At 71.3% G+C, this 13,345-nt stretch carries 10 protein-coding genes; 3 read left to right on the plus strand and 7 right to left on the minus strand.

Annotated elements, in window-relative coordinates:
- Positions 1-14 precede the first annotated feature (14 nt).
- From ACWIGU_RS22970 to ACWIGU_RS22985, 4 genes are all read right to left on the minus strand, one after another.
- Positions 15-920 carry an ABC transporter permease gene (locus ACWIGU_RS22970; protein ID WP_454403507.1) on the minus strand — a complete coding sequence of 302 codons (906 nt, stop codon included), beginning with the start codon at positions 918-920 and terminating at the stop codon, positions 15-17.
- Entirely contained in the window at positions 907-1,863 is a 957-nt protein-coding gene (locus ACWIGU_RS22975) for an ABC transporter ATP-binding protein (protein ID WP_454403509.1), read from the minus strand. The genes ACWIGU_RS22970 and ACWIGU_RS22975 overlap by 14 nt, the downstream gene beginning before the upstream one ends.
- Positions 1,864-1,972: 109 nt before the next feature.
- Positions 1,973-3,238 (minus strand): LolA family protein, encoded by a 1,266-nt coding sequence (locus ACWIGU_RS22980; protein WP_454403511.1) that lies wholly within the window; start codon positions 3,236-3,238, stop codon positions 1,973-1,975.
- Between the two features lie 362 nt (positions 3,239-3,600).
- On the minus strand, positions 3,601-4,611 hold the full coding sequence (locus tag ACWIGU_RS22985) for a polyprenyl synthetase family protein (RefSeq protein ID WP_356279068.1): 1,011 nt from the start codon (positions 4,609-4,611) through the stop codon (positions 3,601-3,603).
- Between the two features lie 224 nt (positions 4,612-4,835).
- Here ACWIGU_RS22985 and ACWIGU_RS22990 point away from each other — a divergent pair, with 224 nt between their 5' ends.
- The gene (locus ACWIGU_RS22990; RefSeq protein ID WP_454403514.1) at positions 4,836-6,350 is read left to right on the plus strand and encodes a peptide MFS transporter; all 1,515 of its coding nucleotides are present in this window, start codon (positions 4,836-4,838) and stop codon (positions 6,348-6,350) included.
- 28 nt (positions 6,351-6,378) lie between these two features.
- A complete protein-coding gene (locus ACWIGU_RS22995; RefSeq protein WP_454403666.1) occupies positions 6,379-8,379 on the plus strand; it encodes a CocE/NonD family hydrolase in 2,001 nt (666 codons plus the stop codon).
- Between the two features lie 30 nt (positions 8,380-8,409).
- Here the strand turns inward: ACWIGU_RS22995 and ACWIGU_RS23000 are convergent, their stop codons facing one another.
- The 3 genes from ACWIGU_RS23000 to ACWIGU_RS23010 form a co-directional block, all read right to left on the minus strand.
- Positions 8,410-9,231 carry an HAD family hydrolase gene (locus ACWIGU_RS23000; RefSeq protein WP_454403516.1) on the minus strand — a complete coding sequence of 274 codons (822 nt, stop codon included), beginning with the start codon at positions 9,229-9,231 and terminating at the stop codon, positions 8,410-8,412.
- Between the two features lie 87 nt (positions 9,232-9,318).
- Complete coding sequence (locus tag ACWIGU_RS23005; RefSeq protein ID WP_454403518.1) at positions 9,319-10,521, minus strand: FAD-dependent oxidoreductase; 1,203 nt, start codon at positions 10,519-10,521, stop codon at positions 9,319-9,321.
- 81 nt (positions 10,522-10,602) lie between these two features.
- A complete protein-coding gene (locus tag ACWIGU_RS23010; protein ID WP_454403520.1) occupies positions 10,603-11,856 on the minus strand; it encodes a carboxylate--amine ligase in 1,254 nt (417 codons plus the stop codon).
- Between the two features lie 213 nt (positions 11,857-12,069).
- On the opposite strand from ACWIGU_RS23010, the gene fahA reads away from it, so the two are divergent.
- Positions 12,070-13,332, plus strand: coding sequence for a fumarylacetoacetase (gene fahA, locus ACWIGU_RS23015; RefSeq protein ID WP_454403522.1), 1,263 nt, complete (start codon positions 12,070-12,072; stop codon positions 13,330-13,332).
- Positions 13,333-13,345 lie beyond the last annotated feature (13 nt).

Raw genomic sequence — 13,345 nt, forward strand, 5'->3', positions numbered from 1 at the left:
AGTGCGGCGGTTGGCTACGCCGTGATGTCCTTCGTCGTGAAGCGCGCCCACGCCGCCGAGCCGAACACGGCCGCGTACAGGCCCTGCAGGCCCAGGTTCCTGAGCAGGTCGTCCCAGTAGACCGGCTCGCGCATCAGGTCGGCGAAGGACAGCCAGTGATGCGAGAACAGATACGGCTGGATCGCGTGCAGCTGGGGGATCTGGTCGAGGATCTGGACGGTGATGAGCAGGCCCACCGTCGTCGCCATCGCCGCGATCCCGCTGTTCGTGAGCGTCGAGACGAACAGTCCGAGCGCGGCGATCCCCACGAGTGACGCGGCCACGACGAGGGCGATCAGCAGGGCCCGTACGAGACCCTCGCCGAAGCCGATCCGCGTGCCGGAGATCGTGACGAGGTCGCCGAGCGGGAAGAGCAGGGCGCCCGTGGCGAGCGCCGTCGCCGCCACGACCAGCGTCGCGACCAGGCAGAACGTCATCGTGGTCGCGTACTTGGTGAGCAGCAGGCGGGTGCGGCCCGCGGGGGCGACGAGCAGATAGCGCAGCGTCCCCGCGTTCGCCTCGCCGGCGATCGCGTCGCCCGCGATCACCCCGACCGCCATCGGCAGGAAGAACGGGAGCGTCGCGGCGAGCGCGGTGAAGACCAGGAACAGGCCGTTGTTGGTGATCTGCGCGATGAACGCGGGCCCTCCCCCGCCGCGGCCCGCGGCCTGTGAACCGCCGCTCGTCTCGATCTTGACGGCGATCCCCACGAGGATCGGCACCCCGGCCAGGACCGCGAGCAGGGCGATCGTGCGCCAGCGGCGGAACGTGGTGACCAGCTCGCTGCGGAACAGGCCGAGCGTCCAGATCCTCTTCCGCACCGGCGCCCCGTCCTTGGCGGTGGTGACGGTGGCGGCGGCCGTGGCCTCAGCCCGCGACATCGAATCCCTCTCCCGTCAGGGCCACGAACGCGTCCTCCAGCGAGGCCCGTTCGAGTCCGAAGCCGCGGACGCGGACGCCCGCGGTGACCAGTGCGGCGTTCAGCTCGGCGAGGTCGGTGCCGGGACCGGGCGGCTCGCCCGTCACCTGGTCGTCCGTCACGGTCAGGTCCGCGATGCCCCGCTCCTTCAGGACGCGCGCCGCGTCGCCGGGGTCGGGGGTCGTGACCACGAGCCGGCCGCGGGCGCCCGCCGCGAGCTCGGCGACCGGGCCCTGCGTGATGAGCCGGCCCCGCGCCATCACGGCCGCGTGCGTGCAGACCTGCTCGATCTCGTCGAGGAGGTGCGAGGAGAGGAAGACGGTCGTGCCGTCCGACGCCAGCTCCCGTACCAGGGAACGGATTTCACGCATGCCCTGCGGGTCGAGGCCGTTCGTCGGCTCGTCGAGCACGAGGAGCTTGCGGGGCTGGAGCAGCGCGGCCGCGAGCCCGAGGCGCTGCTTCATGCCGAGCGAGTACGCCTTCGCCTTCTTGCCCGCGGCGGCCGTCAGGCCCACCCGGTCGAGGGCGGTGGCGACGCGGGCGCGCCGGGTGCGGGGGTCGGCGGCCGGGTCGGCGGAGTCGTACCGGATCAGGTTGTCCCGGCCGGACAGGAACCCGTACAGGGCGGGGCCCTCGATGAGCGCGCCGACGTGCGGGAGGACCGTGCGGGTCGCGCGGGGCACGGGGTGGCCGAGGACGCTCGCCGCGCCGGACGTCGGCTCGATCAGGCCCATGAGCATGCGGATGGTGGTGGTCTTGCCCGAGCCGTTCGGCCCGAGGAAGCCGAAGACGCTGCCGGCGGGGACGGTGAGGTCGAGGCCGTCGACCGCCGGCTGGTCGCCGCCGTAGCGCTTGGTGAGGGCCCGCGTCTCGATCACGGACTCCTCGGCAGTGCTCGCCGCCATCTCGCTCCCGTCGTGCCCGTCGTGCCCGTCGGTTCTGGTGGAGTGCGGGAGTGGAGGCACCGGGACCGGCGCCTCCACTCCTGCCTGCCGACTCTCGTGCCGTGTACGGCTACTGCGCCGCGTTCGCCGCCTTCACGAGCGCGTCCTTGGTGACCGCGCCCGCGTAGACCTTGCCGTCGTCCGTGATCAGCGCGTTGACCAGGCGGGTCGAGAAGACCGTGCCCGAGCCGAACTTGCCCGTCACATGGTCGCCGAGCGCGTCCATGAACTTCTGCGCCTCCGGCGGGACGTCGCCCGAGCCCGAGCCGCCCGCCGGCAGGCCCTGCCCGCCGGGCAGCTTCAGCTCGGCGATGGACGTCCAGCCCTCACCGATGACCTTCATGTCGTTCATGCCGCCGCCCTGAGCGACCCTCAGCTCCTTGGGCATCCCCTTGGGCAGGTCCTTGGGCAGGCCCTTCGGCGCGTGGGACTTGTCCTGCGCCTTGAGGTCGTCGCCCTCGGTGACCTTGGTGCCCTTCGGCGGGGTGAAGTCGAACGTCGAAGCGGCCGGCTTGGCGAAGTCCACCTTGGTGAAGCCCGCGTCCACGACCGCCTTGCCGCCGCCCGCGGGCGTCAGCGTGAACTTCAGCGGCACACCGGTCTTCGCGTCCACCGAGACGGTGATCCCGCCGACCGTCGAACCCGCCTGCTTCGGCTTGACGAGCAGCTTGTACGCGTCACGCCCCGCGACCTGCGAGGTGCCCTCCACCGAGATCGACGTCGTCCTGCCGGACGCCTTCAGGACCTCGTCCGCGAGCTCCTTGGGCGTGGCCGGGACGCCCTTGGGCGCCTCGCCCTCGCGGTGCTTCTCGGCCCGGTCACCGCCGGCAGCGGCGTCCTTGGCGTGGTACGCCTCGTTCGACGCGCTGTCGTAGGCCCAGACCTCGTCGCCGTTGTGGATCACGCTGTACTCGGACGCGTTGTCCAGGACCGACAGCTTGTGGCGGTCGGGGCCGTCCGTCGCGACACGCAGCGTGTGCGTGCCGGAGGCGAGCTCCATCAGCTTGGACTGCGGGTCGGCGGACGAGCCCGCCTTGCCGTCCCCGCCGTCCGAGGAGCCGCCGGCGCCCGGAGTGAAGCCGCCCGCCATACCGCCCAGGGACGGGAGCCCGAGATCCGTGGAGATCTTCACCGTGCCGGACATCTGCTGTACGTCCGACTTGGCGATCTTCTCGATGAGCTGCTGTGCGCTGATCTTCGGCAGATCGGGATTGCCGGAGTCGGCCAGCGCGGGGACGAGCCCGATCGTCGCCGCGGCCACCCCCACCACCGCGACCGGGACCACATAGCGGGTCGCCTTGCGACGACCGGCGCTTTCGGATTCGTACGGTGCCATGTTGTTGCCCTACCTCCGTGTTGGGCGGCGGCCTACCGTCCTTGCTCGTCTGTCCACCCCAAGCCGCCATTCTCACCCGAACTGGTCGGGAGTGGTGCTATCAATCTGACCAAATCGGCCGGGCGGAAGCGTCAGACCCCAGGATCAACTCCGCGTACTCCCGCGGTATGACACAAGAGGGCGGCACGTCCCCCATCCCGTAGGGGACACGCCGCCGGTTCCGCGGGTCGGTCAGCGCGTGGACGGCACATGGTGCGCGGCGACACCCACCGGCGCCGAGGCACAGGGCCGCTCCGGGCCGAGCGGCAACGGCCACTGACCTCACCGGCCCGCGCGCGGCGGCCCGGTGAGGCGGGAGGGCGTCAGCCCGCCCGGTGCACCACCGCGTCGCACAGCTCCAGGAGAGCCGCCTTCGCGGCGCACTCGGGCAGCGGCGCGAGGGTCGCCCGCGCCTCCTCCGCGTACCGCACCGTGTCCTTGCGGGCCTGCTCCAGGGCGGGGTGGACGCGCAGGCGCGCGAGCGCCTCGGCGTGGCGCGCGTCGTCCGTCAGGTCGGAGTCGAGGAGCTCGCACAGGGCGCGGTCCTCGGGCAGGCCGAGCTGCTCGGCGCGCTCGCGCAGCCGGAGGACCGGCAGCGTGGGGATGCCCTCGCGCAGGTCGGTGCCGGGGGTCTTGCCGGACTCGTGCGAGTCGGAGGCGATGTCCAGGACGTCGTCGGCGAGCTGGAAGGCGACGCCGAGCCGCTCGCCGTACTGGGCGAGGACGTCCACGATGCGCTCGTCGGCGCCCGACATCATCGCGCCGAACCGCACGGCCACGGCGATCAGCGAGCCGGTCTTGCCGCCCAGCACGTCGAGGTAGTGGTCGACCGGGTCGCGGCCGTCGCGCGGTCCGGCCGTCTCCAGGATCTGCCCGGTGACGAGGCGTTCGAAGGCCTCCGCCTGGATGCGGACGGCCTCGGGCCCGAGGTCGGCCAGCATGTGCGAGGCGCGCGAGAAGAGGAAGTCGCCGGTCAGGACCGCGACGGAGTTGCCCCAGCGGGTGTTGGCGCTGTCGACGCCGCGGCGCACGTCGGCCTCGTCCATCACGTCGTCGTGGTAGAGCGTCGCCAGATGCGTGAGCTCGACGACGACGGCGGCGGGCACGACACCCGGCGCGTACGGATCGCCGAACTGCGCGGCGAGCATCGCGAGGAGGGGCCTGAAGCGCTTGCCGCCCGCACGGACGAGATGCTGCGCGGCCTCCGTGATGAAGGGGACCCCGCTCTTCGTCGCCTCGAGCAGACCCTCCTCGACAGCCGCCAACCCGGCCTGGACATCGGCTTCGAGAGCCTGGTCCCGCACGCTAAGACCGAAAGTCCCGACGACGGTCACGAGAGGTTCTCCTGTCTGCTGACGATCACATGGCGAACTCGGTCGATCATTTGGTCGATGACACGGTTTGTCGATGTGTCGCTGCCATCACTCAAGTCAGCGTATCCGGTCGCGTTTCGATCACAGTGGGGGCCTGCCCGCACAGACCAGGCCGAGCGGCCCACGAACACCCCCGGTATGTTCTTGATCAGCTCATACGACCGAGTAGACCGGGAGTCTCGCTTTTGTCCCGCACCACGGCCGAGGCCGAGCCGAACGAACCACTGACCGACCAGCCGCCGCCGGGCGACGACCACGCGTTCTTCGGCCAGCCGCGCGGCCTGCTCACCCTGTCGGGACTCGAGGTCTGGGAGCGTTTCTCGTTCCTCGGCATGCAGGCCATCCTCGTCCTCTACTTCGCGGACACGGTGGCACACGGTGGCCTGGGCATGTCCGCGGGGACGGCGGCCTCCGTATCGGCAGCGTACGGAACACTCGTCTACCTCGTCTCGGTGGGGGGCGGCTGGCTCGCCGACCGGATCCTCGGCTCGTACCGCGCGGTCCTGTACGGCGGCATCCTGATCGCCTGCGGCCACTACGCGATGGCGGTGCCGACGGCGGCCATGACCTGGGTCGGCCTCGGCCTGATCAGCGCGGGAACCGGCCTGGTCAAACCCAATGTCGCCACCATGGTCGGCAAGCTCTACCGCACCGACGACGACCGCCGCGACGCCGGCTTCGCGCTGTACTACATGGGCATCAACATCGGCGCCTTCGCGGGCCCCTTGGTCACCGGCTGGCTGGGCGACCACAAGGGCTGGCACTGGGGCTTCTCGGCCGCCGCGATCGGCATGACGTTCGGACTCATCCAGTACGTCGCCGGGCGACGTCACCTGGCCGGGCGCAAACACGCCGCCGAGTACGCGCTGCCGCCCGAAGGGATGCGACGCGCGGTCCGGATGATGATCACGGGCGCGGTCGTCGTCGCCGTACTCGCCGTGATCCTCGTCCGGGCCGGCCGGCTGACGATGGACCGCTTCGTGGACGTCCTCACGCTCGTCTCGGTCATCGCGCCGGTCGTGTACTTCGCGGTCATGTTCCGCAGCCCCCGCGTGAGCGCCGAGGAGCGCCGCAGGCTCAAGCCGTACGTCGTGCTCTTCCTGGCCTCCGTGGTCTTCAACTTCATCCTGTTCCAGGCGTACTCGACGATGATCCTGCTGGCCTCGACGAACGCCAGGACGGAGATCCTCGGCTTCCACTTCCCCGCCGGCTGGTACGCGTCCGCGCTCGGCGCCTTCGAGGTCGCGCTCGCCCCCGTGGTTGCCGGTCTGTGGGCCCGGATGGGGCCGCGTCAGCCGCATGCCTCCAACAAGATCGCGTTCGGCGTGATCCTGGGCGGTCTGTCGTTCCTTCTCATGGTCATCCCCACCTCGGGCCACAGCGGGGACACGTACAAGATGGCCGCCTGGTGGATCGTCGGCTCGTATCTGCTGCTCGGCCTCGGCGACATCCTCCTGGAGACCTCCGGCATGTCGGCGACGACGAAGCTCGCCCCGAAGGCATTCTCCAGCCAGACCATGTCGCTCTGGTTCCTGTCGCTCGCCCTCGCCAACGGCATCCAGGCACAGACCGTGAAGCTCTACGGCGAGGTCTCCAATCCCGCGTACTTCGGCGTCAACGGCGCCATCGCCGTCGTCATCGGTCTGGCCGTGATCGCGCTCGCGCCGTGGCTGCGCAGGACCATGCACCCCGTTCACTGAGGTAACCCCCATGTCAGAAACCCCGGCCATCACCATCCGCACCTCCTTCCCCTACGAGACGACCCGCGAGGACGTCCGTGTACCCCTGCCGGACGGCACCACACTGTTCGCGCGCATCTGGCGTCCGGTGACCGACGAGCCGGTGCCCGCCGTCCTCGAGTACCTTCCGTACCGCCTCAGCGACTGGACAGCGCCGCGCGACTGGCAGCGCCACCCCTGGTACGCGGGCCACGGCTATGCCTCCGTACGTGTCGACGTACGCGGGCACGGCAATTCGGAGGGCCTGCCCGGCGACGAGTACGACTCGACGGAGCTCGCGGACGGGGTCGCCGTCGTCAACTGGCTGGCCGCACAGCCCTGGTGCAGCGGCAAGGTCGGCATGTTCGGCATCTCCTGGGGCGGCTTCAACTCCCTCCAGATCGCGGCCCTCGCGCCCGAGCCGCTCAAGGCGGTCGTCACGGTCTGCTCGACGGACGACCGCTATGACAACGACGTGCACTACATGGGAGGTTCCGTCCTCGCGGTGGACATGCACGCGTGGGCGGCGACCATGCTCGCCTTCGTGTCGCGGCCGCCCGACCCCCAGTTCGTCGGCGAGGGCTGGCGCGACATGTGGCTGAAGCGCCTCGAAGCGGTCGACCCGTTCATCCACACCTGGCTCGGCCACCAGACACGCGACGCCTACTGGCAGCACGGCAGCGTCTGCGAGGACTACACCGCCGTACGCGCGGCCGTCCTCGCGGTGGGCGGCTGGCACGACCCGTACCGCGACACCGTCCTGCGCCTGGTCGAGAACCTTCCCGACCAGCAGGTACGCGGGATCATCGGCCCCTGGTCGCACCAGTACCCGGACCGCGGCCTGCCGCCGGGCCCCGCGATCGGCTTCCTCCAGGAGACCCTCCGCTGGTGGGACCACCACCTCAAGGGCGCCGACAACGGCGTCATGGAGGAGCCCAAACTGCGCTCCTGGATCAGCGACTCGCACCCGCCCGCCACCGTCTACCCGACGCTGCCCGGCCACTGGGCCGGCGATCCGTCCTGGCCCTCCCCGAACGTCGCGCCCCTCGCGTACGCCCTTCAGGGCCCGCCCGTGATCGTGAAGTCACCCCAGCAGACAGGCCTGGACGCGGGCCGCTTCTTCCCCTTCGGCAACGACGCGGATCTGCCGCCGGACCAGCGGGACGAGGACGCGAAGTCGGCGTGCTTCGAGTTCGAGGTGCCCTCGGAGCTGCACGTCCTCGGCCGGCCGCGGGTGTCGCTGCGGATCACCAGCGAGGTACCGCGCGGACAGGTCGCCGTCCGGGTGTGCGACGTGGCGCCCGACGGCGCGTCCACGCTGGTCACACGCGGCGTCCTGAACCTGTCCTCGCGCGAGGGCCGCGACAAGGCCGTCGACTGGACCCCCGGCACCACGGACGAGGTCGACTTCGAGCTGAACGGCATCGGCCACACCTTCGCGGCCGGGCACCGCATCCGCCTCGCGGTGTCGTCCGCGTACTGGCCGTGGATCTGGCCGCAGCCCGGGTCCGAGGCCGGCTTCACCCTCGACCCGACGGGCAGCACCCTCGAACTGCCGGTCAGGATGGTCGACGCCGAGAACGGCGCCGACATCGGCTTCGAACGGCCCGAACAATCCGAGCCGATGGGCGTCGTCCACCCGGCCACCCTGGACGAACAGCGCCCCGAGCGCCTCTGTGTCCGTGACGTCGCCAAGGGCGAATGGCGCCTCGAGGTCGACCCGCGCTACGGCGGCACCCGGGTCTACCCCGACGGCCTCGAATTCACCGAGGACGCCGTGGAGACGTACGTCATCCAGGAGGCGGACCCACTCAGCGCGCGCACCCGCTCCGACTGGTCGATCCGCCTGCACCGGCCCGAGCTGGCATGGGACGTGACGATCAAGACCCGCTCCGAAATCGCCTGCGACGCGACGGACTTCATCACCAGCAACGAGGTGGTGTGCCGGGACGGCGGCGAGGTGGTCTTCCACCGGACGTGGGAGCAGCGGATTCCGCGTACGGCGGGGTGAGGCGGCGGGGCGGGGCCGGCGGGCGCACGGCTAGCGTCGTGCGAAGTGGCGTTCGAGGATCACGGCGACGCCGTCCTCCTCGTTCGACAGGGTCACCTCGTCGGCCGCCGCCCTGAGTTCGGCGTGGGCGTTGGCCATGGCGACGCCGTGGCCGGCCCACGCGAACATCGGCAGGTCGTTCGGCATGTCGCCGAAGGCGATCGTGCGCTCCGGCGTCAGTCCGAGCCGTTCGGCAGCCAGCGCGAGCCCCGTCGCCTTGGTGACGCCGCACGGCTGGAGCTCCACGGTGCCGGGCCCCGACATGGTGACCGTCGCCAGATCGCCGACGACCGCCCGGGCCGCTGTCGCCAACTCGTCGTCGCTCAGGCGGGGATGACGGAGCAGCACCTTGCTGATGGGCTCGGCCCACAGCTCCTCGCGGCGCTCGATCCGCACGGCGGGGAGCGTGGGGTGCGGCATCACATAGCCCCGCTCGATGAGCGTCAGACCGTCCGTGCCGTCCTGATCGACCGCCGCGTCGACCTGGCCGACCTCGGCCTCGATCTTGCCGACGGCCTGCTCGGCGAGGTCACGGTCGAGGGTCAGGGACCACACGATGCGGTCCGTCGCCGCGTCGTACAACTGGGCGCCCTGGGCGCAGACCGCGAGGCCGGCGCCGCCGAGCTCGCCGAGCAGCGGCCGCACGCGCGGCGCGGGCCGTCCCGTCACCACGAGGTGCCGGGCCCCCGCGGCGGCCGCGGCCGCGAGGGCGTCGCGCGTCCGTTCGGAGACCGTGTCGTCGCCGCGCAGCAGCGTCCCGTCCAGGTCTGTGGCGATGAGTTGGAACGGAGCGGAGCGAAACGGAGCGGGCATGATCGAGAGAATACGGACCGCTCCGCCGGGTCACTCCGCCCGGTCACCCCCTCCGTCGGCCCGCCGTTCACCCCAGCGTCGGGGGCCTCACGCGTGGGCCGCCGCGAGATGCTTCACCAGCCGCGGCGACGCGAACTCGGTGCCGCACACGAACCTCATCACCGGCCCGAACGACGACCCGCCCAGCATGCCCGTGAAGTAGAGCCCCGGCACCGAGGACACATAGCCCGCCCCCAGCTTGGGGGTGCCCCGGCTGGCGGCGATCCGGGTCCGCAGACCCTCGCCGAGGAAGTCCATCGCGGCGAGGTCCACGCGGTAGCCGGTCGCGGCGATGACGTGGTCCGCGGTCAGCTCCTCGCGGCGCCCGCCGGGGGCCCGCACCGTGAGGGCCGCGCCCCCGTCCACCGCGGCGGACCCCACGATTCCTTCCACCTCGCGCACCCGCACCTTGTCCTCGAACCGCTCGCGCAGCCACCACGCCCCGAGCGGCCCGAGCACCCGCCGGACGAGGAAGTGCCGTGCCTGCGGCGGAAGATGGCGGTACGGGTGCGGGTAGTACGTCAGCGCGTACAGCGACCAGGCCCGGCCGAACGGCGTCTCGGGACGCAGCTTCGGCTGGCCCCACGGCGGCGCGCCGAATCGTACGGAGCCCTGGCCGCGCGCCACGATCCGCACGCTCGCCCCGGCCTCCGCGGCGAGCGCGGCGCTCTCCAGGGCGGACTGCCCGGCGCCGACGACGATGAGTTCCCTGCCGGAGAACCGGGACAGGTCGTGGTGCTGCGAGCTGTGGGAGACGGGTCCTGTGGGGGCGGGGCCGTCGGGCGCCGCCGCGGCGAGCTCGTGCGGCACGTGGTCGAGGCCCGAGAGACCGGTGGCGACGACGACCGCGCGGGCCGTGAACTGCTCGCCGGAATCCAGCTTGACCTCGAAGTTCTCGTGTCCGCGCCGGTCCACCGACACGACCCTGACCCGCTCCAGGTCGGGCACGAGCTGCTGCTGGAACCAGTCCCCGTAGGCGACGAACGTCTCGACCGGGACGATGTCCTCGTCCGTCACGAGTCGCGGGATCCCCGCGGCGTCGCAGTAGTCGACGAGGTCGTGGCCTCGCTGCGGGGCGTCGATGTTCGAGGCGGACGGCACGGACTTCAGGAGCATTCCCGCGGGCATGTGCGAGCGCCAGCTCACCATGGGGTCGCCGAAGACGCGTACCGGAATGCCGCGTGCCCTCAGATGGGCGGCGGTCGACAGGCCGTACGGGCCCGCTCCGATGACAGCTACCGGATGAATCACGAAGTCCCCTCCCCAGGGAAGAACATTTGCTTCCTACTTCGCGTTGCCACTTGGTACTTGGTACTCAGTGGTGGTCGTGCGCTATCTGGTCCTGGTCGTGCCGCTGCCCCGGCGGTTGGTCCGCCACAGCTGGTGGAGGTGGCGGGCTCCTGGGCCCACGAAGCGGGCGAGCATCGTGAACAGGGGCCGCAGGTCGTCGGTGGCGAACCAGGCGAGCTCCGTGCCCGTGGCGCGGGCGGGGGCGTGCGGGGTCGTGTAGCCGCTGCTGCGGTAGGCGATGAGAGCGGGCAGGTCGATGTTCTCCACCACGTACCGGTGGCCCGCGCGCTGTTCCCCCTCCGGGACGGCGCGGCCGGTCAGGTCGAGATGCATGGCACGGACGACGTCGATCCCGGACTCGCTCTCGAAGAGCCGGAACTGGGCGCCCATGCGCGGATTGAAGTCGAGGAGCTTGTACTGGCCGTCGCGCCGGTCGAAGCGCAGGTCGAGGTCGATGACGCCGGTGAAGCCGATCTGTTTGATGAAACGCGCGGCGAGGTCCGCGAGTTCCGGATTGTCGACGACGTACGCGTTCGCCGTCATGCCCGCGTGCGGCGGCCAGGAGCGCACCTTCACGCCGGTGAAGAGGGCCAGCGGCGTCGAGTCCGCGTCGAAGTACGCGTGCACGATCCAGTCCTCGGCCTGCTCCCTCGGCAGATACTCCTGGAGGATCACGCCGGGCTGCGGGCCCCAGTCGCGGGCGAGTTCGAGCAGGCCCTCGGGGGTCGTGATCTTCGTCGTGCCGTTCACCGCCGGCTGTTTGCGGCGGGTGAACGCCTCCCGGTTCTTGGCGACCACCGGGAAGCGGGCCGACGCGGCGAACGCCTCGATATCGGCGTACGACTCGGGGAACGAGGCCGCCGGCGACGCGACGCCGTGCTCCACGCACAGTTCGTGCAGCCCCTGCTTGCTGGCGAGGCGGCGCGGCAGGTCCCGCTCGGCGCGCGGGAACAGGAACTTCCCGCTGCCGGCCAGCTCCTCCTGGTGCTCCGCGATGAGGACAGCCGCCTCTTCGTCGGTCGGGATCAGGACCGTGGGCCTGCCGATCCGGCGCGCGATGCGCAGCAGGCCCTCGACGAGCCGCTCCGGTTCCTCGGCCCCGGTGGTCCGCCAGGGAAAGGCCCGGCGCAGATAGCGCGAGGACGCCGCGGGCGTGTAACGGTCCTCCGTGATCGCGTACATGGGCACGCCGAGGCGGCCCAGGCTGCGGATCGCTCCCACTCCTCCGTGATGCAGTGGATAGTCACCGAACTTGACGATCAGGCCCGGCACGTCCCGGTCGCATTCGAACGGCACGCTGCTGGCGCTCCTGGCCACGGGTCCCCCCACGTGTCCTGTCCCCCTTCGGACCCGGACCCACCCCGTCCGCGTCCCCCGATAGGACGCTAAGCCGGAATTGACCACTCCAGCAAGGCTTATCCGGACATTGCGAACTCTTTAGACACTGCCCCAACGCGCCGCTCCCACGTAACGTGTGGCCCACCCATATGGAAAGCGAGGCAGGTACGCATGTCCGAGCAGACCCCGCTCACCCCCCTCGACCTCCCCGAAGGCGACCCCTTCGGACCGCACAACCTCCCGTACGGGGTGTTCTCCCTGCCGGGGGAGGCCGTGGAAGCGCGCCGGGTCGGCGTGCGCCTCGGCTCGTACGTGCTGGACGCGGGCGCCGCGGCGGCCGCGCTCGGCTCGCCCTACGTCTCTCTGCTCGCCCGTCCCACCCTGAACCCGCTCATGGCGGCGGGCCGCACCGCCTGGTCGGACGTGCGCCGCGCGCTCACGGCCTGGGTCACGGTCCCGGCCCACCGCGAGACCGTGCGCCCCCTGCTGCACCCGCTCGCCGATGTCACCCTGCACCTCCCCTTCGAGGTCGCGGACTACGTCGACTTCTACGCCTCGGAGAACCATGCCCGGAACCTGGGCCGGATGTTCCGCCCGGACGAGGAGCCCCTGAAGCCCAACTGGAAGCATCTTCCGGTGGGTTACCACGGTCGCGCCGGGACCGTCGTGGTCTCGGGCACGGACGTGGTCCGCCCCTCGGGCCAGCGCAAGCCCCCGGCCGACCCGGCCCCGGTCTTCGGCCCGTCGGTGCGGCTCGACATCGAGACGGAGCTCGGCTTCGTCGTCGGGACGCCGTCCGCGCAGGGCACGCCGGTGCCGCTGTCCGCGTACCGCGACCACGTGTTCGGGCTGTGCCTCCTCAACGACTGGTCGGCGCGGGACATCCAGTCCTGGGAGACCGTGCCGCTCGGCCCGCACCTCGGCAAGTCGTTCGCCACATCGGTCTCGGCCTGGATCACCCCGCTGGACGCGCTGGACGAGGCGCGCGTGGCGCCCCCGGAGCGCACCTACCCGCTGCTGCCGTACCTGGACGACTCGGCGCCCTCCGCCGACGGCATCGCGGACGAGCCCGGCGGCTACGACCTGCACATCACCGTCACCCTCAACGGCCATGTCATCTCCGAGACCTCCTCCGCCTCCCTCTACTGGACGGCGGCGCAGATGCTGGCGCACATGACGGTGGCCGGCGCCTCCCTGCGCACGGGCGACCTGTACGGCTCCGGCACCATCAGCGGCGCCTCGGAGAACTCACGCGGCTCCCTCATCGAGATCACCTGGAACGGCCGCGACCCCATCGAACTCCCCGACGGCAAGCGGACGTTCCTCGAGAACGGCGACGTGGTCACGATGACGGCCTGGGCGCCCGGCCCGGACGACACCCGCGTGGGCCTCGGCGAGGTGACCGGGCGGATCGTGGCCGGCGCCGCGGTGTGAGAGGGCCGGGGGC

This window comes from Streptomyces sp. NPDC055400 (assembly GCF_053644375.1).

What these genes read in the sequence shown, in the direction of transcription:
- ACWIGU_RS22970 (WP_454403507.1), bottom strand. Translation starts at nt 920, where the DNA reads ATGTCGCGGGCTGAGGCCACGGCCGCCGCCACCGTCACCACCGCCAAG.
- ACWIGU_RS22975 (WP_454403509.1), bottom strand. Translation starts at nt 1,863, where the DNA reads ATGGCGGCGAGCACTGCCGAGGAGTCCGTGATCGAGACGCGGGCCCTC.
- ACWIGU_RS22980 (WP_454403511.1), bottom strand. Translation starts at nt 3,238, where the DNA reads ATGGCACCGTACGAATCCGAAAGCGCCGGTCGTCGCAAGGCGACCCGC.
- ACWIGU_RS23000 (WP_454403516.1), bottom strand. Translation starts at nt 9,231, where the DNA reads ATGCCCGCTCCGTTTCGCTCCGCTCCGTTCCAACTCATCGCCACAGAC.
- fahA (WP_454403522.1), top strand. Translation starts at nt 12,070, where the DNA reads ATGTCCGAGCAGACCCCGCTCACCCCCCTCGACCTCCCCGAAGGCGAC.